We start from the raw sequence: 22219 nt of genomic DNA, 5'->3' as shown, positions 1-22219 counted from the left end.
AAAGAAAAATGCTTGCTAGGGTTTGGAGTGCATCGATCGTTGGAATTGACGCGGTAAAGGTGGGTGTTGAGGCTGATGTGTCAGGGGGGCTACCGAAAATTGTGGTTGTGGGATTGCCAGATTCTGCGGTGCAAGAAGCTAAAGAAAGGGTTAAGGCTACGCTAAAAAATTCGGGATATGCTTTTCCGATGCGGAGTATTGTGATTAATTTGACTCCGGCGGATTTGCGCAAGGAAGGGCCGAGTTTTGATTTGCCGATCGCCATTGGCATTTTAGCAGCATCGGAACAAGTCAGCGCTGAACTTTTGGGAGATTATTTGTTTTTAGGGGAACTTTCTTTAGATGGGAGTTTGCGGCCTGTGGCTGGGGTTTTGCCGATCGCCGCGGCTGCTCAAAAAATGGGTATTTCAGGATTAGTTGTACCTGCTGGTAACGCGCAAGAAGCGGCTTTGGTACACGGAATATCTGTTTATGGTTTTGAGAATATTTTTGCAGTTACTGATTTTTTGAACAATCCTGAAGTTTATTCGCCTGTAGAAGTAAACGGTCGAGAAGAGTTAGCCAAAACGCGGTTTTCTGGCCTAGATTTAAAGGATGTAAAGGGGCAAATTCACGCGCGGCGGGCTTTGGAAATTGCGGCGGCGGGGGGACACAATTTAATTTTTGTGGGGCCGCCAGGGAGCGGTAAGACTATGTTGGCGAGGCGTTTGCCTGGTATTTTGCCACCGCTGACTTTTGATGAAGCTTTGGATGTGACTCAAATTCATTCCGTGGCTGGGTTGTTGAAGGATAAGGGAAGCTTGGTGGGCGATCGACCTTTTCGCAGTCCTCACCATTCAGCATCTGGCCCTTCTTTGGTAGGTGGCGGCAGTTTTCCGCGTCCGGGCGAAATTTCTTTAGCACATCGCGGCATTCTTTTTCTGGATGAATTAACTGAGTTTAAAAGAGATGTTTTGGAGTTTTTGCGGCAACCGCTGGAAGATGGTTATGTGACGATTTCTCGCACTAGACAATCGGTGATGTTTCCGGCGCAATTCACTTTAGTTGCGAGTACGAATCCTTGCGCTTGCGGTTATTACGGCGATTCGATCCAACAGTGTACTTGTTCGCCGCAAAAGAGGGAGCAATATTGGGCTAAACTTTCGGGGCCTTTGATGGATCGGATCGATTTACAAGTGGCGGTTAATCGTTTGAAACCCGAGGAAATTACGCGACAGCCGACGGGGGAAGAGTCGGAACCGGTGCGGGTGAGGGTGCAGCGGGCGCGAGAACTCGCAACTCGCCGTTTTCAGTCGGAATCTAGTTTGCGCTGTAATGCGGAGATGCAAAGCAGTCACATTAACAGATGGTGTCAGTTGGATGATGCTTCTCGGAATTTATTGGAGATGGCGATTCGGAAGTTGGGGCTTTCAGCGAGGGCTAGCGATCGCATTTTGAAGGTTGCTAGAACTATTGCTGATTTGTCGGGGGATGAAAGCTTGAAAACGAATCATGTGGGGGAGGCGGTGCAGTATCGGACGATCGATCGAATGCAGTAAACAGCGGCTCAAAAGACACAATCCCCCGATCCCCGACTTCTTAAAAAAGTTGGGGATCTAACAGTTGATTCGGCGATTTAAATTGCTTCTAAACATACGAAGTCGCAGCAGAGGGGGACGAAGGGATTAAGGGGGTATTGAAGCTCGATTGATGTTGTCCAAGTATTTAATTGAGCAACTGAAACGCCCCAATATTCCCATGTTTATTGTCTGATTTTTTGGTGCATGGTGTCAGGATAACTTGTGACAGTTGTGTAAGTTCTGTTAGTGTTAGATTGGGGATGCGACAGCAAACCAAGGCAGCAGTTAAAGTGGCGATCGAGGAAGCTTTAGGCCAACTGCCCGAACGCTAATCAACTCAAGTGTATCAGCGCAAATATCAAGAGGTTTATCAGCAAGTCTAGGAATCTTATTCTGAGGCCGGACGCAGTATTTATACCACCGCAGTTTGATGCTGGTGTCAAGGACACCCACCCACAGCTTTTGTCAAAAATCCCTCATAATTTCATCAAAAATTCATCAAGTTTTTACCCACTTTTTATCATTTTTACTGTAATTTATGATACCGATCGCCCAAGTTGCCCGAATCTCCACAACGGCCGAATTTTTAATATTTAATTTCCCGCTCTCGCTTTCCCTCGCTCTCCCTCGCTCTTCCTCCCTCTTTCTCTTTCCTTCGCCCCCTCTCCCTGTTTCACCATAAAATTTGAAATTTTTGAGTGACGAATTATGGCACGATCGCAGCGCGTTTTGATACCATTCAATCAAGCGCAAGACAATCAGGGAATGCACTGGAGGTGTGTAAATGGAGCTTTTGGCAGAACAAAAACGGTGCTTGGATTGCTTGGTAAGCTCGATCGAGCAATTGGGAGGCAGAGTAGACATTCCAAAGCTGGAGCAGATAGCTGAGCTAATTATTCAAACGATGAGAGGGCCTTGGCGCTACTTTCACACGTCGGAACACATTTTTGAGGTCGGGGGGTCAGTCGATCCGATCGAGGTGCTGGCTGCGCTGTTTCACGACCTCGTGTACGTGCAAGTCGATCAGGGCGTTAGTTTCAATATTAGCAGTGCCCTTTGTCCTTTTGTCAAAGAGGTGCGATCGCAGTTAGTTATTAGAGATGAAACCGAACTGCCCGACGATGCCATGTATCAGCTAGTGGCCTCAGTATTTGGGTTTATTCCCGGCAAGACTCTCTCTCCGTTTGGCGGCCAAAACGAATTTTTGAGTGCCGTTATTGCTGCCAAATCTTTGGAGCCTTTTTTGCCAGCTAGTACGATCGCTGAGATAACAGCTTGCATCGAAGCTACTATTCCTTTTCGTCCGGTTGCGCCCAGCGGTTTGAGCGCGATCGAACTTTTGCACGAGCGTTTGGTAAGTATAAATGGCGATTTTAACTTGGGATGGAACCCTGCAGAAATTGTAGAACTTGTCAAGCGTGCTGTCAGGTTAGCAAATAGAGATGTCGAGAATTTTGCCTCTCGAAATTCCTCTAATTTCTTAGACAATACCTGGAATTTGATGCCAGAAACCAACCACGAATTGACAAATGTTAATTCCTATACTGTTGCCGGATATCGCAGGTCTCTGCAAAAAATGGAAGGATTTTTGAACTTCCTCAAACCCGAACTGGTTTTCCAGCAGTTTATGCAAGAGCCCGACGATGAAACCTACGCTAACCTGGTTGCCCGAACTCGCAAAAATATCGAAGTTGCTAAACTTTATCTGGGGGTAAAGCTAATTACTATCGCCATTTTAGAAGCTCTTTCCTACCGTTTGGGCCGCGATATTCCGCTTTCAACTATGATGGGAGAATTGCGTACACCAGGATTTAAAACCTCGGTTTTGGAGGATTACTTGCCCAACAGACAGAGCGCCTACCCCTTAGACAGTCAGTTGCAAAGAGAAGTGTTAGACCTGCTAGAAATAGGACGCAATCAAGAATCGCGCTATGATATTAAAAACTCCCCCGTTTCTACGTTTATTATCAAATCTATCGGCTTTGCTGAAACAGAAAACTTTTTGAAGAAAGCTCAAGAGTTTTTTGCAGATCCTACTTCCTCGGAAGAGTTTCTCTCTTACTGCGCTCCTGATGTCATCGAGACCATCTCCTCCGGCGTGATGAAACTCTTTGATAGCAGAAAGACGGCTTTAGGGAAAGTTAAATTAGTTCACCAAACAGTTTCTTAGGATAGGTTGGCATAATCTTAAAACGTTTTCCATCGCATAAACCAGGTTTCTTGATCTCAGCCACAATGTCCGGTTAGTCTGAGATGTTGCACCATTCTCAATAACGGGATATGGGGCCCGTTCCACAAAGAATGAGTTTTCTTGTGGGGAGTAGGGGTTGGGTAGGAGAACCCGCAAAAAAAAAGATTATTAAGAATGGTGCAATATCTCAGTTTAAACCCTAAAAAAGTCCTCTTTAACTGAGATATTGCACTATTCTGAATTAGCCTTTTATGAACAGGCTTTCCCCCCTGTTCGACAAGAAAATCTACTCTTTGTGGAACAGGCCGGAAAGCCTGTTCTTGAGAATGGTGCCAGATATCAGCTTTAAAGGACTTTAGCTATGAGTCAGGGGTTTGAACCCCTGGCGGACTAATTCGCCATCAAATTTTTATTGCGGTGAACCAGCCGTACCCTCTGCGCCGGAGTTGCTATCAGGTACCGCCGTATCTCTAGGATTAGAATCGCTCTGGCTTTCGGTATTAGTTTCGCCGCCGGTACCTGCTCCAGAAGCACCATCATCTTGAGTTGGAGATGGAGTAGCTGAACTCTCAGGTGCTGGAGTTGGTGGAGTGGAATCTGGCTCCGTCTGCGAATTCGGAACCGTAGTATTGGTATTATTTGACGGCGAAGATGGAGACGGCGCTGCTTGTTGAGCGGGTGCATCTTGCTGCTGTGAATTTGGAATTGTAATATTGATATTGGGAGCCGGACTTGGTTGAGAAGTCGGAGTTGCGTTTTGAGCTGGACTTGGTTGAGGAGCAGGCGTAGCCTTTTGAACTGGAGATGGTTGAACCGGAACAACCCTTTCAATGATCGTTTTTTCTCTCTCTATAGTCCGAGTCGGAGCTGGTGTTGCTGAAGGCTGATTCGCTTTCGGTACAACAATCACAGGAGCAGCGGTAGGAGTAGGAGCCTCCTCACCCCGATTGAAGTAATATACACTGCCGAGAACTAAGCCTACCAAAGAAGCAAGAAGAATTCCTAACAGTAACCCGCGACCAGCATTCTCGTTATCGCGGACTTCTTGGACTCCAAGTTGGCGGTGGTTTTCCGCCATTTCACCCTGTACATAACCTTGATGATGAGCTGCTTCTTTAGAAGCCTTCGCAGTTGTACTCGGAACATTTGTAGTGGTTCGCGTTGTACTGACGTGACCGTTAGTTGCATCGGTGTGAACTTCTTCATGAATTTCACGGCTCGAACTATTTTCTTCGTTAGGTTTCATAATTATCTTCGCCACAACTATTCAAAAAATATTTGTCTGTAGGAGATGCTCTGGTTGGAAAACTTGAGCTAAGCTGTTGAGCATTTAAATCACTTATTTTGATTTACTGTCAAGATTCAGGTGTAAGCGTTGGGTGTTGGGTTCATGAGTTTAAATGCTTAACAGCTTTTAGCTTAGGGAGTTTAGAGAACTTTTGGTTTTTCCTTCATATGTATCCAATGTAACTCGTTAAGGTATTAACCAGGCTCTACCCTTAGAGTGATTCCCAAGTCCCCAAAGGCATAGAATTAGCCATACTTCAACAAAGAATATCGGCTAAATGAGTTATTTATAATGCTTACTGTGCAAGCAGATAGCAATCATTGCAGGAGTCGTAAAAAAAATTACGACTCCTGCAATGATTGCTATATTTATAAAGCCAGTTTGTGCTTGAAATGTGTTTAAGTCCGGTTAGATAACCACAATTAAGTTTTTAGTAATAAAGACAAGTTTTTTCTCATCTATCAAGAGAGGATAGTCGTACTCACTACCAAGAAGCTTGATTACGGGAAATTAACCGGACAGGAGCCTTACTAACAACTGAATTTTTTTTATTCTGTTCTTTCAATGATGATGGTCATGTGAGCGACTAATGCACCTATCGCTCCCACTGCTGCAATGACTGGAAATAAGGCGGCACCAATCACTCCACCGACTACTCCCACTGTCAGAGGAACTTCTACCAAGATCCGCCCCTCTTCATTTTTGATAATTATGCGTCGGATATTTCCTTCGTGAATCAGTTCTTTAACTTTAGCAACCAAATCGTCGCCGTTAATTTTCACCTCCTCGACGCTAACTTTTTGCTGAGTATAAGCAGGGGTTTCTAAAGGAGTCGTTTCAAAATTAACCTCAGTAACTTTTTGGGCAGAAACTTTTTCAGATACAGGTATTGATTCGAGTTCTCTTGTCCCGACAGGTTCTTGTTCGCGATCTGTAGGTGTGTCCATTTTTTGTTCTCCTTTTAGGTAAAAGTATTTTTGTATAGAATTATATTTAAATATAACACGCAACTTTTTTTGAATCAATCATTCTTTTGGGTGATCTTGGTGCTGCTGTCGTGATTTTATGAAGGTATGATGATGAAAATTCTCTCACTCTCTCGCTTCTGGGCTTATCCCATCTGTCCCTCTCTCCTTGTGCAGTTTAGTTAACTGTCTGCTTCTGGTCCTCGCGTCGCCCCACCCTTGAAAAACCTCCAATTCAGATAGCCAAAGGATGAGAGCGACTTTCACACTCTCACAGACTCAGACTCAACAGGTGTACCGGTTGAAATAGTGACATTGTACTGAAAGTACGATCGTCCCGCCGTGTATACAATTACCACCTCTCGTTCGGGAAACCGCACATGGAAACCGTCGTTTACTTTCCTCATATGTCATTTCAATTTAGCTCAGTGCGATCGCCCAACCAAACCCCACCCCCGGAGGTTCCTCAAATCAACATCTTAGAGTTTCTAATGAGAATTGCCTAAAATCAAGGGGGAGGAGAAGTAATAATGATCGAAAGATTATCGCAACCAAACCAACTTCCTCAAAGTGAAGTGGAGGTTGGAGAAAAGTCGGGTAAGATACAATTATTTCCTTCTGCTTCCTCTTGATTCTCCGTCTCGGATTTTCCAGCGAGAGAATTTAAATATCAAGTTGGCAGCCAGACGGTACTTTTCTGCAAATTTTTAAGGAACATCAAGCGGATGTGTGGAGCATGAGTTTTAGTTGCGATCGCACAACTTAAGCATCTGCCGGGAAAAATTTCGTCGGTGAAGCTTTGGAGCATCGATGCGGCTAAACTATAAGCTGCCCAACTTGACAAATTGCTCGCCATCGGCTGTCCCTGGCTCGGAGACAACCTACAATACAATCCCCAGGTTGAGTGCGATCGGCAATTTGTGCAAAAAACTGACAATTGAGATTTATTAGCAATTGCCGGAAACCTGTTTTGCCTGAATTTTAAAATCGCGCGATCGGCAGCCGATTTGTCGCTATTCTTGTCTTATTGTAATATAATTTTACGCAAGGGGTAATACGAAATGTACTGCCACAGGTCGCAGATGTTTATCCATCTGAACCAAATTAATGTCATCAAACATTAAAAATAGTTATGACTGTTATATTCGGATTAGTAAAATCTTGGATATATAAAATTTACTACATAGTCAGGTTTCAAAGGGGTGTCTGCTGTTAAATCAATCTAACCTGCAATATCGTTTCGGGGGACACCAGCACGATTTAAGGAAAAAAAATCCTGCTGAATTAACTGGATTCGAGGGAGCAGAGAGAAGTTGATGACTAAGCTATAAAAAGAGTTGAAAAAACCTTCTAAATAGTAGGCAAGACTCCAGCAGCCAACCGCAACTGCCAATTACCAAAGGAGGGAGCAGTGTATGAAACTGACGGGTTGAGTCCCCTAAAATCGCCGCTTGGTTTGCGATCGACTCTACAGGAATTAACCCTGTACGACTTTCTCTTAGAATCTGAGTGTCCGGGGGCCGAAGTTGCTAAAATTTTTCAAGCAAACCCTTTAGTTCCCGGCATCATCATCACTCAGCAAGGAAAGTTTATCGGGATGATTTCGCGGCGGCGTTATTTTGAACACATGAGCCGCCCCTACAGCTTGGAGTTATTTTCTCAACAGCCTTTGTTCATACTCTACCGCTTTACTAAAACTGATATGTTGGTTCTCGATCGCGAAACCTCAATTATGACGGCAGTGCGGCAGTCTTTGGAGCGATCGCCCGAACTAATCCACGAACCAATTGTAGTACAAGTAGAACCGGAAACTTACAAACTTTTAGACGTACACCAACTGCTGCTTTCTCAGTTGCAAATTCACGAGTTATCAACCGTAGCGATGCGCGAGTCGCAAGCGCAATTGAGACATCAAGCCCAACAGCTCGAACTTGCCTTGCTGGAACTTCAGCGCACTCAAACTCAACTAATTCAAACAGAAAAAATGTCTTCTTTGGGGCAGTTAGTAGCAGGAGTAGCTCACGAAATCAACAATCCGATCGGCTTTATTTATAGCAATTTGCACCACGCTAAAGAGTACACGCAATGTTTAATGCGGATGCTCGACATCTACCGACAGCACTGTCCCGAACCCATCGCAGCAATTGAAGCGGAAGCAGAAAAAATCGAACTCGATTATTTGCTAGAAGACTTGCCTAAAGTCTTAAATTCTATGCAGCAAGGTGCAGAAAGAGTGCGCGACATCGTTTTGTCGCTGCGGAATTTTTGCAGATTAGACGAAGCTGAAATGAAGCAGGTCAACATTCACGACGGTATCAACAACACGATTATGCTTTTGCAAAGCCAGCTTAAAGGGAAACCGGGGCAGGAGGCGATCGAAATTCACAAAGAATACAGCGACTTGCCGCTGGTGCAGTGCTATCCCGGACAGCTCAATCAGGTATTTATGAATATTTTACTTAATGCAATTTACGCTCTGGTTGAGTCTAATAAACATGAAAAGGTTGATAAAAAAAACGCGAAAAAGTCGCAATCCGGCGAAGAAAAGCAGTCTTGTACAAAGACTCAATTATCACTTTCTCAGTCTACCCGCCTCGTTCCTACGATTCGGATTCGCACCGAGTTAATTGAGAAAAAAAAGGTACTAATTAAAATTTCTGACAACGGCCCTGGGATGACAGAAGATGTTCGGAAGCGGTTGTTTGACCCTTTCTTTACTACTAAGCCGGTCGGCCAAGGAACGGGTTTGGGACTGTCGATTAGCTATGAAATTGTTGTCAACCAACACCGTGGCGCATTGAAGTGCTTTTCGGAACCAGGAAAAGGAGCAGAATTTGCGATCGAAATTCCGCTTCAACAGTCTTCCCTAGCACAGATTTTGCCTCGCTTTGCGTGATATAGCAGAAGGAAGTTCGGCAACGGATTCGCTCGACGGATGTAACGGATTTAACTGAGATATTGTACGATTCTCCAGAACAGGCTTTCCGGCCTGTTCCACAAGAAAATTCACTCTTTGTGGAACAGGCCGGAAAGCCTGTTCATAAAAAGCTTATTGAGAAGGGTGCAAGATTTCAGATGTAACGGATGTAACGGATGTCAGGAAGAAGGAAGAAGCAATAAAAGTTAGGGACTCGGCCGTTGAAACCGCTTAAGAGTCAAACTTTCGTCCCTTTTGCTTGAGACTAAAGAATAAAGCCAGTCAGCTACCGCGAATTTTTGCAAACCCACTTCCACAAAGGATGACTCGGCCCCTGTTGGCGAATGCGGCGAACTTGTTGTTCCAAACCCTGTTTTTCCCGCAGGGGCAATCCTCGCACCATATTGCGACTTTGCCAAGTTAGCACTCCTAAAGTCATCCCCAAGCACAAACCCAAACCGAGAGTGGGCCAGCGATGAAAAGATAAACCGTAGCGCACCGCCGCCCAAGTGAAGTGTTCTAACCACAAAGCGATTTCGCGGCGCAAACCCCAAATGCTCAAAGAACCGACGCTAATCCACAGCAATATCACTGTTAACCAGCGGCCGTAAACTGTTAGTTTGTGAAGCCTTTGGACTTCGATTTGAAAAGTTTGGTCAGTAGTCATTTGTTATTTGTTATTTGTTATATTATGTCCGGTCGATTACCCCTAATACGGTAGGGGCGGGTTCACGAAAAATATCTGCCAATAATTGACAATCTCAAAAACCCGCCCTTTTAATCGCTCGATCGGACATGATATTATTTGTCATTTGTCATTTGTCATTTGTTATTGATTATTTATTAGTCAGTCAACAGTTAACCGTCAACAGTTAACCGTCAACAGTTAACCGTTCACAGTTAACCGTTCACAGTCAATTAAACTTCCTCTGACTGGTTGATTCCTTCTGCTGGGACGGGGATAGAGTGGGCCGTCCGAGTGCGCCACCAAGCTAGCAGCGTACTGGCAATGAAAATACTCGAATACGCACCCGCAATAAAGCCGACAATCAAAGCTAAAGCAAAGTATTTGAGGGTTTCGCCGCCAAACAAAAAGATTGAAAACAATGTCAGCAGCGTGGTAAATGTTGTGTTAATTGACCTTCCCAGTGTCTGCATGACAGCATCATCGACAATTTGATCGATCGACTGTCCCGGATTTAGCTTGATTACTTCTCGCACGCGATCGTAAATTACCACAGTATCGTTAACAGAAAAACCGATAATTGTCAAGAGCGCGACCACAAATAAACTGTCAACTTCCACTCCTTGAACTAAACCCAAAAATGAGAAAACACCCAGAGTAACCAACACGTCGTGGAAGAGAGCAACGAAAGCAAAAAAGGCATAATCCAACTGAAACCGAAATGTTAGATAAACCGTAATTCCAGCAAAGGAAAGAAATAAAGCCAACAATCCCGAAGTAAATAATTGTTTACCGAGGGTAGGCCCAACCGTATCAATTTGAGTAGATTGAGGAGCAAAAGCCCCTATTTTTTCGCTCAAAGCTGTTTGCAAATTAGTCCGCTGTTCGACATCCAAAGTTTTTGTTCGCAGCGATAAACCTCGCTGTTCTTTGCCGATAACTTGAATGCTACTGCCCGCTAAACCTTGGGTGTCCAGGACTTGGCGGACAGCAGCAAGATCGATGGGTTTACAATTTCCCGGTTTCGTGCAGTCGAGTTCAAATTGCAGCCGAGTGCCACCGATAAAGTCCAAACTGGGGCGCAGTGGTGCGCGGATGTCGGGACGAGTCCAAGAAATCGCCATCGACACTATACCTGCGAGGATTATAGCGGCGGAAATACTCCACCAGAGCGATCGATATTTGATTACACTAAATTTCATAATTTGAAGGAAGAGGGAAGTTCGGCAACGGATTGTGTAAGCTGTTACGCATCTAAATTGTATTTTTGGGCGGGCGGGACGCCCACCCCACAAGAATTTGCTCGAATTTGATTGTCAAATTTAGATGCGCCTCAGCTTAACGAATGTAACGGATGTAAGAAGGAAGGAAGAAGTTAACAGTCAACAGTCAACAGTCAACAGTCAACAGTCAACAGTTAACTATTAGCAGTTTTCGACAAATCGGGACAGAACCACTGAGGTTTCCGCAATGCTGGAAAGCTCAATACTACGAACAGCAGAGTGCGGCTGCAAGTAATAGCAGTAAACATACTCACTACTACGCCCAATGCTAGAGTTACAGCAAACCCTTTAACTAAACCAGCACCCAACCAGAACAAAGCAGCACAAGCAATAACTGTTGTGACGTTACCGTCTAAAATGCTGGAAAAAGCGCGGTAAAAACCCGATTCAACCGATCGATAAAGCGATTTCCCCGCCCGCAACTCTTCCCGCGTGCGCTCAAAAATCAGCACGTTAGCATCCACTGCCATCCCGATGCTGAGCACAAAACCAGCAATTCCCGGCAGCGTTAATGTCACTCCCAAAAGCACGAAAGCTGCCCAAGTTAATAGAGCATAAATTAACAGCGCAATATTAGCAATTACGCCAGGGAGTCGATAGTAGGCAACCATGAAAATCAAGACTAAAACTAAGCCGCCGATACCTGCGTTAATACTGCTTTGAATGCTGTCTTTACCCAAGCTAGCGCCGATCGTGCGGTTTTCTACAATTTCGACAGGCACCGGCAAAGCGCCGCCCCGCAATTGCACTGCCAAATCGTTGGCTTCTTGCGTTGTAAAGTTGCCTTGAATTACGGCACTTCCACCAGTAATTCCTGCCTGGGCAAATTCAACGCCGACGACTGGAGAACTGATCATTCTTTCGTCTAGGAAAATACCGATGCTGCGTCCGGTACCTGCTAAATTTTTAGTTAGTTGGGCAAAGAGTTCGCCTCCTTTGGTATCGAAAACAAGAGCAACATTCCAGTTGTTCCCAGCCGCCAAGGGTTGAGGTTGAGCGTCTTTGAGGTTTTCGCCACCGAGGCCGGTGCTTTTGAAGAGTTTGGCTATCGCCTCATTGCTTCTTTTCAAAGCAGCCTGATTTTCTTTAATTGCTGCCTCATTAGGGCTGGTTTTCAATTCTGCTTGTTTGACCAGCAATTCCTGCTGCAACTGCCTTTCAATGGCTAATTGTGCTTCTGTTCCAGGCAGTTGTTCCAGAAATTCTAGCTTTGCCGTGCCTCCCAAAACTCGTTCTGCTTGCTGCGGGTCATTTACTCCGGGCAACTGCACGAGAATTTGGTCTTCTCCTACTGTTTGGACTAATGCTTCGGAAACTCCCAAACCGTTAACCCGGTTTTCGACAATCCGCCGCACAGCTTCTAACATTCCCTGGTCTATTTTGGGAATTGTGGGGGTAGTTTTTACCTGAATTGTGAGTTGCGATCCTCCTTGCAAGTCTAATCCCAGCCGCGTCGGAATTGTTACTATTACAGTAATAGCGGCGATGATTAAAACAAAAATTAGGGCTAATATTGAACGTTGTTTTTGCATATTTAATTATTAGTCATTAGTCATTAGTCATTAGTCATTAGTCATTAGTCATTAGTCATTAGTCATTAGTCATTGGTCATTAGTTAGTAGTTAGATGGAAGAAATAATCAATCTGTGCATCCGTGTTTTAGCATCAATGTCCTGCTGGCAGATATCGTTAGTTTTAGCGAACAACCAAAGAGTGATAACTAATGACTAATGGCTAATGACTGATGACTATTTATACTCGCAAAGCTACCATTTTTTGGACGGCTTCGACAATTTGAGTGGGCTGGACAATGGTCAGTCTTTCCAAATTGCCGTTGTAAGGTGTGGGAATATCTTGTGAAGACAGGCGCAAAACCGGTGCGTCGAGTTCGTCAAAAAATCGATCGCTAATCGAAGCAATGAGTTCGGCACCAATGCCTCCTGTTTTCATGCACTCCTCTACAATGATTACTTTGTGAGTTTTGCGAATGGATTCGCCAATTGTCTCCATGTCCAGGGGTTTGAGAGAAATTAGGTCGATTACTTCTGGATCGTAACCTTCTTTTACCAGGGCGGGCACGGCTTGCATGACGTGGTGCCGCATCCGGGAATAAGTCACGATTGTGACATCTTTGCCCGATCGCACAATTTCTGCTTTGTCCAGCGGCACTAAATATTCTGTTTCTGGCAAATTTTCTTTGAGGTTGTAAAGAAGAACGTGCTCGAAAAACAGAACGGGGTTATCGTCGCGGATGGCTGATTTTAAGAGTCCTTTGGCGTTGTAGGGAGTCGAACAGGCGACTATTTTCAAACCCGGTACAGCTTGGAAATATGCTTCTAACCGCTGGGAGTGTTCCGCGCCGAGTTGCCGGCCCACGCCGCCAGGCCCACGAATTACCATCGGCATTTTGAAGTTGCCGCCGGATGTGTAGCGCAGCATTCCGGCATTATTGGAAATTTGGTTGAAGGCCAGCAGCAAAAAGCCCATGTTCATGCCTTCGATGACCGGCCGGAGTCCCGTCATTGCTGCGCCTACTGCTAGGCCTGTAAAGCTATTTTCGGCGATCGGGGTGTCGAGCACTCTAAGTTCGCCGTATTTGTTGTAGAGGTCTTTGGTGACTTTGTAGGAACCGCCGTATTGACCTACGTCTTCGCCGAGTACGAATACGGCGGAGTCGCGGGCCATTTCTTCGTCTAACGCCTCGCGGAGGGCGTTGAACAATAAGGTTTCTGCCATAGGAGGTTAAGCAATGATTGCAGGAGGGTCAGACTAGAATATTAACCTTTTGGGGGTGTCGATCTAGGAGTCGATCGCAAATTTGACAGTTAAAACCTGAGACTTGGCCAATCTTTATCATAACATTTGTATTATGTCAACGAATATTTAAGTTAAAATAATACTAACTTGCCTGCCCACAGCAGAGGAATATTATGCTCCAGACAAAAACTCAACTCACTCTGGAAGAGTTTCTCTCTCTTCCCGAAGGAGAAGGCGATATTACCTACGAACTTATTGACGAGCAAGCAGTACCGAAAATGTCACCTAAAAAATTTCATTCTCGCCTCACCAGAAGCCTAATAAAACTCCTAGAACAGTGGGGTGAGGAACGGGGAGAAATTGGTGTAGAATGGGCGGTAAAATTAACCCGCCACGGGCGAGACTGGGTGCCAGTACCCGATCTTTTATATGTTTCTTACCAACGCTTATCTCCTGACTGGAATCAAGATGAAGCCTGTCCTGTAGTCCCTGAATTAGTCATAGAAATTATTTCCCCAGAACAAACTTTCGGTCAGTTAGCTGCTAAAGCGAGAGATTATTTAGATGCTAAGGTATTGCGGGTTTGGGTAGTAGATAGCAAGGCGAGAAGCATTACAGTTTTTTACCCCGATGCAGCACCGCAGACTTATATGGGAGATACGCTATTAATAGATACACTTTTTGATGGATTAGAATTTACAGCGCAACAGCTATTTCAGATGGCAAAAATACCGCCAAACTTTTAACTAATAGGCTTATTGCATAAATGTTTTATTGTCAGAAAAGCGCAGATTAACGCAGATTAACGCAGATGATTTTAAGAGGGAGGGCGAGTTTTCTTATCTTGTCTAATGACTAATTTCAGCAAAATGTTTTTGCAATAAATCGTGAATAAATCGATAGCGCCGATCGCCCGTTTTTTGCAGTAGCAGGCGATCGGTCGCAGCATCGAGAAAACGCTTGTAATCCCAAGGAATGTAGCCGTTCGACCACAGCACAAGGCGCAATATAAAACTTTCAATCCCCGGAATTCCCGGCAAAAAAGCACTAATTACCGCAGCAACAGCACCCGCAATTATTCCCCAAATCGACCCGGAGACTAGGGTGGCAATTAATCCCAAAATCACCCAAATCAGCCCGCCAAGCAGCTTAACTCCAAACTGATACTTGCGCCGTTCCTCCTCTGTCTGCAGCCAGCTAGACGGTATGCGATCGAGGTAAAATTCTTGAATTCCTTGCTGTTCCATCCTTCTGGCCAACCATCCCAGCCAGTGGCGAATTTGTTCCGGCCGCAGTTCCTTACCTCTGGGATACTGCTTGACTTGCCCGGTCATTTGGTGGCGAATATAGGCAGTTAACAGATATTTGCGCTGTTCTTCTGGAGAAGTTATGCGCTTCCAAGCTTCAATTAAAATATCGTCGTAAGCCAGAGCCATCATGCTCAAAAGCAAGGGAACTTTTGCCAATTTCAACAACTCCGGCTCGTGTTCAATGCTGTACCAAAGTTCGCGGCTTCTGGCTTCTAGCAGATAATTTTGAATTTGAGTTTCTCTTAAAGGTTTCAACAAAACTGCTGCTTGCAGGCGAAATCTAGTTTCGCAGTTTTTGTAAGCTTCAAAACTGCTGCAAGCTACTAAATGTTTGGGTTTAAATTCGCTTTCCACAAACTGATTGATTGCTTGAATGCAGCTATTTTGGCGGTGGGTTTCTACTTCGTCCAAGCCGTCGAGGAGAGGCAGCAATTGTTGTTCGGTCAGCCATTTTTTGCCGACAGCAGGAGAGATGCCGTATTTGAACTGAAGTTGAGCAATTAACCAATCGGCGATCGCCCCAGATTCTGCTTTCCACGATCCGAGTTCAAACAGCACTGGTACTGGCAAACTAGCATCTTTTTGGGCGCGGGAAACTAACACGCGAGCTAATTCTAGCAGCGTCGTAGTTTTGCCTGCACCCGTGGCTCCCAAAATTACCAATTTGCCGCCGGCGCGATCGAACACTTTAGCCATGCTTGCTTTGGGAGGAAGCCGAAAACTCGGACGGTTGCCCGCTTTCACTTCCACATCCCAACAGCGGTTAACACCCGTTGGCGACGAGTCTTGACTGAGGTTAGCCAGTACAGCGGCGTGCAAAGACTGCGCGAGCCCTGCTTGGACTTCCTGCTTCACCTTCTCCAACAATCGATCGCGAGGCGGTTGTAATCTTAGAGGAATCAATTTTGACATTTTATGTACCTCGCGCTGAACGCTTACCTTCGCAAATTGGCGCGCAAATAACCCAGAGCAAGATTACCATCAGTATAGGCGTCCAGTATATATTTACTCAAATTATTGCGACAATTATGGCTCTGAAATTTTATCTAAAAATCCTGACCCTGTGGGCAGCACTAGGTATTTCCACTGTAAATTAACTGGCGATCGCCCCAACTCCCAAACAAAAATTATTAGTACAGATACAGAGAGGGTTTTTTATGTCATTTACGAAGGCTCAAATCATCACAGTAAGCTTAGCAGGAGTGGCAACAGCGGTGGGAGTGGCTGTTGCAACTATACAGTCGGGTGCGATGAAACAATCCGATCTTCCCCTTGCAGAATCCCCGGCATCCACCAGAAACGAGATTGCAGGGCCGACGAACAACCCTGAATCTCGGCAACCAGAACCTCTGCAAGCACAAACCCCGGCTGCAGAATCTCCGAAATCCCCACGCCAACCGGCAAAAACCCCGGCTGTTCAATCCTCGCTAGTTGCAGGAGTCCCTCCACGAAAAGTTGAGCCAGTAGTTGTCACACCCCCAGATTCGGGTTGCAAAATCAGTATGGCTGTAGTCAGCGATCCGAATCCACCGCTAAATGTGCGATCTATCCCGCAAGTAAGGGGCAGCAACGTAGTAGGAAAACTTAAAAATAATACCTTTGTTTCAGTTGCCGAAGAACAAAACGGTTGGCTGCGAATTACCGATCCGCCCGGTTGGATTGCCAAAAACCGCACCGAAAGCAGTTGTTCTAATGTCACCCAGCAGATTAATTTTCTGCCGGGAGGAGATGAGGCGATTGTTAAAGGGCGAATTATCGGCGGCGGCAGCCACTCTTACCGGATTCGCGCCCGAAAAGGTCAAACAATGACTGTTACGAATCGCCAAGAAGTTTTCCCGCAAATTATAACTCCTCGTGGCAAACTTTTAGCTGGAGATCCTTATCAAGGCAATGAAACAGAGTGGACTGGAAAAGTCCCAGTAACAGGCAATTACACATTACAATTAGACTCTAATTTCCGGGGATACGAATACGAATTTTCGGTTAAATTGCGCTAATTTACTTGACATCTGTGGGAACAGGCACTGCCCTGCCCCTACCCGGATCTGCGACTTTTAATCAATAGTATAATTAAGGAATCGTTCCCAGCGAGATATCAAGAATCGCAAATTTCTGCCAATCTTCCGAATCAAAGTGCCACCATTCAGTTGTGATACCGATAAATCCGTGTTTTTTCATCGCATCCTTAAGTAATTGACGATTTTTCCGAGATTCCGCGCTGCCGCCTTGATAATCTCCATGAGCTTTTTCGGTAAAATCATCGTAAGGTGTAGGCATTTCTAATTCTTTGCCAGTGCGATCGACTAAAGTCAAATCAATAGCAGCGCCGCGATTGTGCCGCGAACCTCTAGCAGGATTAGCAACATAGCGCGGATCGGGCCAAGCTTGCCACATTTGCTTAGTCACAGAGAAAGGCCTGTAGCAATCGTAAACTTTCAACCCCAATCCGATTTTTTCCAAATCTGTTTGAACTCGCCCTAACTGTTGAGCAACAGAACTTCTCAAGGCGCATTTCGATATAGGGTAAAGCTTTCGTTTCAAGAAATTGTTAGTAGTGGCGTATCGGATATCGAGGCGAATGTTGGGATTTACGGTGCGGATGTCAACCAGTCGCGCCGAACTGGGAAGTTGACTCATGAAAATACTTTCAGGTACTACTTGGTGTGGTTCTGGTTGGGTAATTTGCACTTGTGGCGGCTCCTGGGCGCGAATCGACGTTGTATAATTCAGTGTGGTTGTAGATAGCAATATTAGAGCGAATACAATTAAATATTTTGTAAATCGGTTTAATTTCATAGCTCTGTTAATTGGATATTTAATAGAGTTTTTACATTTCATATCTTGGGGAATTTTCGCGCTTTTCGTGTTGTCTGCTAGCCCGCCAGACCGACAGGGGTTGAAACCCCTGTCTCATAGCTAAAGTCCTCTGAAGAGGACTGAAATATTTCTCTAAAACTTTTATTTTATGAGTCTTTCAGTCGGTTTTAACCGACTTTAGCTATGAGACGGGGGTTTAAACCCCCGGCGGACTGTGGGACAAGCGCGAGAACGCTCGCTCTCTTTTCTCTCTGAGTCATTTTTAATTGTTAATTGTCCTCAAATTCCCAAGCGCTGATACACTAAATCTAAGTGCCTCAATTGATACTGCGGATCGAAACAATCATCAATTTCTTTGGTCGTCATCTTAGCTGTTACCCGATCGTCCTTAGCAATTAAATTGTAGAAATTGCCGCCCGGTTTGTTCCAAGCTTCGTGAGCACAAGATTGCACAATTTTGTATGCGTCTTCGCGACTCGTGCCTTTTTCTACTAAGGCTAACATCACGCGCTGGCTGAAAATGACTCCGCCGTAAAGGTTCATGTTTCGCTTCATGTTTTCGGGATAGACTAGCAGGTGTTTTACTAAGTCTGTGGTTTCTACTAACATGAAGTGAGTTACTGTAGAACTGTCGGGCAAAATCATCCGTTCTACGGAACTGTGAGAGATGTCTCGTTCGTGCCAAAGTGCAACGTTTTCTAAGGCTGCGACGGCGTTGGCGCGGACGATTCTCGCCATTCCTGTGAGTCTTTCCGATCGAATCGGGTTGCGTTTGTGGGGCATGGCGGATGAGCCTTTTTGCCCTTTGGAAAAGAATTCTTCGACTTCGAGAACGTCGGTGCGTTGCAGGTTGCGGATTTCTACTGCAAAACGCTCGATCGATGCTGCTAACAGTGCTAAGGTTTGGACGTATTCGGCGTGTCGATCGCGCGAAATGACTTGAGTCGATGCGGTATCCGGTTCGAGTCCGAGGTTTTGACAGGCGATCGCTTCAATTCGCGGGTCAATATTAGCATAGGTTCCGACTGCGCCGGAGATTTTGCCGACTGCAATCGACGATCGCAAATGCACCAATCTTTCACGACTGCGAAAGACTTCTGCCAGCCATCCTGCTAGTTTAAAGCCAAAGGTGATGGGTTCGGCGTGAATTCCGTGCGATCGGCCAACCATGACGGTATTGCGATGCTGTTGAGCCTGATAGCGAATAGCTTGACTCAATTCTTCGACACGTTCTAACAAGATATTGACGCTGGCGACTAATTGCAGCGCCAAAGCAGTATCGAGCACATCGGAACTGGTTAAGCCGAGGTGGATGTAGCGTCCGGCATCGCCTACATATTCGTTGACATTTGTCAAGAATGCGATCATATCGTGGCGGACTTCGGCTTCAATTTCGACGACTCGTTTGGGGTCAAAATTAGCCTTAGCTTTGATTTCTTCGACTGCGGCGGCGGGGATGTAGCCGAGTTCGGCTTGAGCTTCGCAGACAGCGATTTCTACTTGCAGCCAGCTTTTGAGTTTGGCAGTTTCAGTCCAGATGTTGCCCATTTCGGGCAAAGTGTAGCGCTCTATCACGGTGGGAGTTGGGGAATGCGATCGTCCTATTGTACCTCTGCGAGGCCTCCGTCTTGAGTCGGGATGGGGAATTTCGGGCGATCGGGCGTCAAGTTTCCGACTCCCCAACCACCGGACAAGACTGCGTGGACTCCTTATTCTAAATTGGAATATTTGTCAAGCTCGACCTTGTACAAAATTTGCTAGAATGAAAGGGTAAACTTTAAAAATCTACTAAGGTCATTCGTTATGAGTAATTATCGCAATAATCTATATGGAAAGACTCGCCTTGAAGTTAAAAATATTAGGTCAGAAGTATACTGCGTGGTTTCCTATACACCCCGAATAATAGCAGGCTTCGTAAAGCCTGATGGAAATTATCCTACACCAGTTGTAACTAACTCTGAGAAATATAACACCCCAGACTACTCAACAGCAGATGAAGCCATTGCTCATGCAAAGGGATGGGTGGATTGTATGGAGCATTATTACTCTTGTAACCAGACTGATCCCGACGGAAATGAAGATTACTACAAAAAGGCTTATAAAAAGGATTCATTAACGCATAAATCTTCTCCTGATTACAAAGATGCTTTTTCCATTAATTCTGCTGAGGCATTGGATCTAGCCTATCAAACAGGCTGGGAAAATAAGTTATCCGAATTAAAAAATATTGATGTAAGGAATTAAGCCGGAAGGGAAGGTATAGACCCCAAATCGGAGCTATACCTTCCCAACCTTTTAAGTATCAGTGGTCATAGCAGAATCCTCAAGATTTGTATCTTTGTCCACTTTGAAACAGTATTTACTATCACTAAACTCGGGGTTCGCTGTATCTCTAGTCCTGAAAGGAATATAAAACCTTTCGGGGCAAGGTTCCAAAGAGATATCGAAGGTAGAGATAACGATATCAAACAAAGATTGCTTTTGGGGTATTCCAAATTGAGCGCAGAACATCACAACTACAGCACCAACAGAGTGAATCGCATGAAGTAATGTTGCTTCATGTAAAGATGCTTCTCGGTCATGTTTGGTTTTGTTGTAGGCATTATACCAATAAAGTGATTGGGTAGCTTGATCTGGATTCCAGGAACTAAAAGGTTGAAAATGAAGAAAATTTGGATACGATCTAAGAGCTAAGCTATAATTAGCTAAGCACATAGGTTCCAAGAGTTTTACATAATCCTTGGTATTCCAGGGTTGTTTACTGTTTTTAATGTATTCGTGCTCTTTTAATACTCCTTTCCAAGAGGCTTCGACTTCCATACAAGCAAGTAGTAATAATTCGCGTATTTTAAGTCCAAACACATGAACATTTTTATGTGTGGGTTCTATGGTCAAAAATAATTCATTCATTTTTTTTATCAATAGTTCAATTACCACAAGAGATTGGGTATAGCTTTCTGGATTAGATATAAGTAATTCTGGCAATAGATAATCTGATGGATGCCACATACGTTTATAAAATTTCCCAGCTTGATTCACTGAAGGGCGAATATCAGTTGCTTTAAACTTATTTTTAATCCAGTCTTCTAGGGTTGTATATTTAGATTTTTGTTCTTCTATAGCTAGAAGGTTAAAGGGAATATCTTTAGATAAAGCATAATAAAAACAGCTATCTTCATATGCAAAAGCATAGGGAGCATTAAAAAATGTAGCGAAATCGGGATAGAAGTGGGGGTTCATGTCCCCAGGGGTAATATTAGGTTTAAAAACCAACAACTTACTCATTATTGCCTCCAAGGTTTTCCACCATTATATAATAAATAATTGGTAAATTCAAGATTGGAGAGTGCGATCGTCCTATTGTACATCTGCGAGGCCTCCGTCTTGAGTCGGGATGGGGAATTTGGGGCGATCGAGATATGTGACACATCGTCCGTAGACCGATAGTCCGCAGAGACTGAAAATTGGCAGATGAGTCGATCGAAACATAAGATTCTGCCCGCTTTAGGTCATCTCGTCTGAGATGTTGCGAGTTATCATAGATATATGTAGCAATGCAGAAGATTTTGAATTTCTGGGTTCCATTTGTTGTAATTTCTATTTATATGATTCAAACGAACGTTCCTAATTCAGAAGAGCTATTAATTTCAGCTTTACTTGGGCTTACTTTACCTGGGCTTTTGCTGGCATACAGGCTGAATGTTTTTAATTCCTTAAAAAATATAAATGATAAATATAAAATTATTATACCTTCATTCTCAGTGCTTGTTTTTCCGTTCTTGTTTCCACTACTTTTGATTCACCCACTTCCTGGCTCTTTATCATCAGTTATTCCTGTTTCTACTTTTATAATTGGGCAATTATTAGCAGAAGCAAATAATAAAAAAATGAACTCCGATAGAGAAAAAGCTGCAATCCACGTACTTTATCGCAAATTACTCAGCAATTCTACGATAGCCAACGAAAACAAATCTCATATCAAAGATTTTAGAAAACACAAATCTTATGCCACACTACTAGACAAGCTAAAAAAAATGGAAGACATAAAAGCAGACTTAATTAAATTAGAAACTTTTCAGGGCCTAATCCCATTAGAAATGCAGTTGACTAATTCTCAGATATATACCTCGGCTTACTCATGTGAGAAATTAATTGACGATTTTAATACAAAACTCAACCAGCTCACAAAACTCAACCAGATAACAAGCGATGAAAAACAAGAATTTGAATTTTCTCCTCGCAAGAGAGATATTGTTGAGAGGCTATCAGAACATACAGACGATTTTTTAGAAGATGAGGCTGAATTTTCAAAGGCTGTGTATCCGATAACAGACTTTTTTATGTAAATACCTTAATGATTGCATAATGCCTAATACCAATTTTATGTGAAGTTGCATATAATAGAGAGATAGCTTTTATGGTGCGTTTATGAGTCGTAGTTTAAAAA

The 22219-nt window shown here is 44.3% G+C and carries 19 protein-coding genes; 8 read left to right on the top strand and 11 right to left on the bottom strand.

Annotated elements, in window-relative coordinates; translation table 11 throughout:
• Positions 1-8 precede the first annotated feature (8 nt).
• Both QUA90_RS07080 and QUA90_RS07075 read left to right on the top strand, forming a co-directional pair.
• Complete coding sequence (locus QUA90_RS07080) at positions 9-1538, top strand: YifB family Mg chelatase-like AAA ATPase (protein ID WP_333444608.1); 1530 nt, start codon at positions 9-11, stop codon at positions 1536-1538.
• An 805-nt stretch (positions 1539-2343) separates the two neighbouring features.
• A complete protein-coding gene (locus tag QUA90_RS07075) occupies positions 2344-3729 on the top strand; it encodes a hypothetical protein (protein ID WP_333327188.1) in 1386 nt (461 codons plus the stop codon).
• 430 nt (positions 3730-4159) lie between these two features.
• Here QUA90_RS07075 and QUA90_RS07070 read toward each other — a convergent pair whose 3' ends face one another.
• The gene (locus tag QUA90_RS07070; protein ID WP_333327190.1) at positions 4160-4996 is read right to left on the bottom strand and encodes a hypothetical protein; all 837 of its coding nucleotides are present in this window, start codon (positions 4994-4996) and stop codon (positions 4160-4162) included.
• A gap of 590 nt (positions 4997-5586) precedes the next feature.
• The gene (locus QUA90_RS07065) at positions 5587-5985 is read right to left on the bottom strand and encodes a DUF4342 domain-containing protein (protein ID WP_015175606.1); all 399 of its coding nucleotides are present in this window, start codon (positions 5983-5985) and stop codon (positions 5587-5589) included.
• Between the two features lie 398 nt (positions 5986-6383).
• On the opposite strand from QUA90_RS07065, the gene QUA90_RS07060 reads away from it, so the two are divergent.
• Positions 6384-6509, top strand: coding sequence for a hypothetical protein (locus tag QUA90_RS07060; RefSeq protein ID WP_333444606.1), 126 nt, complete (start codon positions 6384-6386; stop codon positions 6507-6509).
• Between the two features lie 164 nt (positions 6510-6673).
• Here the strand turns inward: QUA90_RS07060 and QUA90_RS07055 are convergent, their stop codons facing one another.
• Positions 6674-6859 carry a hypothetical protein gene (locus tag QUA90_RS07055; RefSeq protein WP_333327192.1) on the bottom strand — a complete coding sequence of 62 codons (186 nt, stop codon included), beginning with the start codon at positions 6857-6859 and terminating at the stop codon, positions 6674-6676.
• A 555-nt stretch (positions 6860-7414) separates the two neighbouring features.
• Between QUA90_RS07055 and QUA90_RS07050 the strand changes: the two genes are divergently transcribed.
• Entirely contained in the window at positions 7415-8899 is a 1485-nt protein-coding gene (locus tag QUA90_RS07050) for an ATP-binding protein (RefSeq protein WP_333444604.1), read from the top strand.
• 307 nt (positions 8900-9206) lie between these two features.
• On the opposite strand, the gene QUA90_RS07045 is transcribed toward QUA90_RS07050, so the two are convergent.
• The 4 genes from QUA90_RS07045 to QUA90_RS07030 all read right to left on the bottom strand — a co-directional run bounded on the left by QUA90_RS07045 (position 9207) and on the right by QUA90_RS07030 (position 13624).
• On the bottom strand, positions 9207-9587 hold the full coding sequence (locus QUA90_RS07045; RefSeq protein ID WP_333383671.1) for a hypothetical protein: 381 nt from the start codon (positions 9585-9587) through the stop codon (positions 9207-9209).
• A gap of 251 nt (positions 9588-9838) precedes the next feature.
• On the bottom strand, positions 9839-10807 hold the full coding sequence (gene secF, locus QUA90_RS07040; RefSeq protein WP_333383675.1) for a protein translocase subunit SecF: 969 nt from the start codon (positions 10805-10807) through the stop codon (positions 9839-9841).
• A gap of 215 nt (positions 10808-11022) precedes the next feature.
• On the bottom strand, positions 11023-12420 hold the full coding sequence (gene secD / locus QUA90_RS07035) for a protein translocase subunit SecD (protein ID WP_333383678.1): 1398 nt from the start codon (positions 12418-12420) through the stop codon (positions 11023-11025).
• Positions 12421-12640: 220 nt separating this feature from the next.
• Positions 12641-13624: an alpha-ketoacid dehydrogenase subunit beta gene (locus tag QUA90_RS07030; RefSeq protein ID WP_333327202.1), complete on the bottom strand. Its 984-nt coding sequence runs from the start codon at positions 13622-13624 to the stop codon at positions 12641-12643.
• Positions 13625-13818: 194 nt separating this feature from the next.
• On the opposite strand from QUA90_RS07030, the gene QUA90_RS07025 reads away from it, so the two are divergent.
• Complete coding sequence (locus QUA90_RS07025) at positions 13819-14391, top strand: Uma2 family endonuclease (protein WP_333444602.1); 573 nt, start codon at positions 13819-13821, stop codon at positions 14389-14391.
• A 102-nt stretch (positions 14392-14493) separates the two neighbouring features.
• Here the strand turns inward: QUA90_RS07025 and QUA90_RS07020 are convergent, their stop codons facing one another.
• Positions 14494-15867 carry an NACHT domain-containing protein gene (locus QUA90_RS07020; RefSeq protein ID WP_333444599.1) on the bottom strand — a complete coding sequence of 458 codons (1374 nt, stop codon included), beginning with the start codon at positions 15865-15867 and terminating at the stop codon, positions 14494-14496.
• Positions 15868-16112: 245 nt separating this feature from the next.
• Here QUA90_RS07020 and QUA90_RS07015 point away from each other — a divergent pair, with 245 nt between their 5' ends.
• Entirely contained in the window at positions 16113-16952 is an 840-nt protein-coding gene (locus QUA90_RS07015; protein WP_333327209.1) for an SH3 domain-containing protein, read from the top strand.
• A gap of 73 nt (positions 16953-17025) precedes the next feature.
• On the opposite strand, the gene QUA90_RS07010 is transcribed toward QUA90_RS07015, so the two are convergent.
• Both QUA90_RS07010 and purB read right to left on the bottom strand, forming a co-directional pair.
• On the bottom strand, positions 17026-17751 hold the full coding sequence (locus tag QUA90_RS07010) for a M15 family metallopeptidase (RefSeq protein WP_333444597.1): 726 nt from the start codon (positions 17749-17751) through the stop codon (positions 17026-17028).
• Between the two features lie 300 nt (positions 17752-18051).
• Positions 18052-19347: an adenylosuccinate lyase gene (gene purB / locus QUA90_RS07005; protein WP_333444722.1), complete on the bottom strand. Its 1296-nt coding sequence runs from the start codon at positions 19345-19347 to the stop codon at positions 18052-18054.
• A gap of 228 nt (positions 19348-19575) precedes the next feature.
• Here purB and QUA90_RS07000 point away from each other — a divergent pair, with 228 nt between their 5' ends.
• Positions 19576-20016, top strand: a complete 441-nt coding sequence (locus tag QUA90_RS07000) for a hypothetical protein (protein WP_333444595.1) — start codon at positions 19576-19578, stop codon at positions 20014-20016.
• A gap of 51 nt (positions 20017-20067) precedes the next feature.
• Here QUA90_RS07000 and QUA90_RS06995 read toward each other — a convergent pair whose 3' ends face one another.
• The gene (locus QUA90_RS06995) at positions 20068-21057 is read right to left on the bottom strand and encodes a hypothetical protein (protein WP_333444593.1); all 990 of its coding nucleotides are present in this window, start codon (positions 21055-21057) and stop codon (positions 20068-20070) included.
• A gap of 320 nt (positions 21058-21377) precedes the next feature.
• Between QUA90_RS06995 and QUA90_RS06990 the strand changes: the two genes are divergently transcribed.
• Complete coding sequence (locus QUA90_RS06990) at positions 21378-22118, top strand: hypothetical protein (protein WP_333444591.1); 741 nt, start codon at positions 21378-21380, stop codon at positions 22116-22118.
• The last annotated feature ends 101 nt before the right edge of the window (positions 22119-22219 follow it).

Source organism: Microcoleus sp. D3_18_C4 (assembly GCF_036702355.1).
Classification (GTDB): domain Bacteria; phylum Cyanobacteriota; class Cyanobacteriia; order Cyanobacteriales; family Microcoleaceae; genus Microcoleus.
This window is presented reverse-complemented; position numbering and strand designations above follow the sequence as displayed.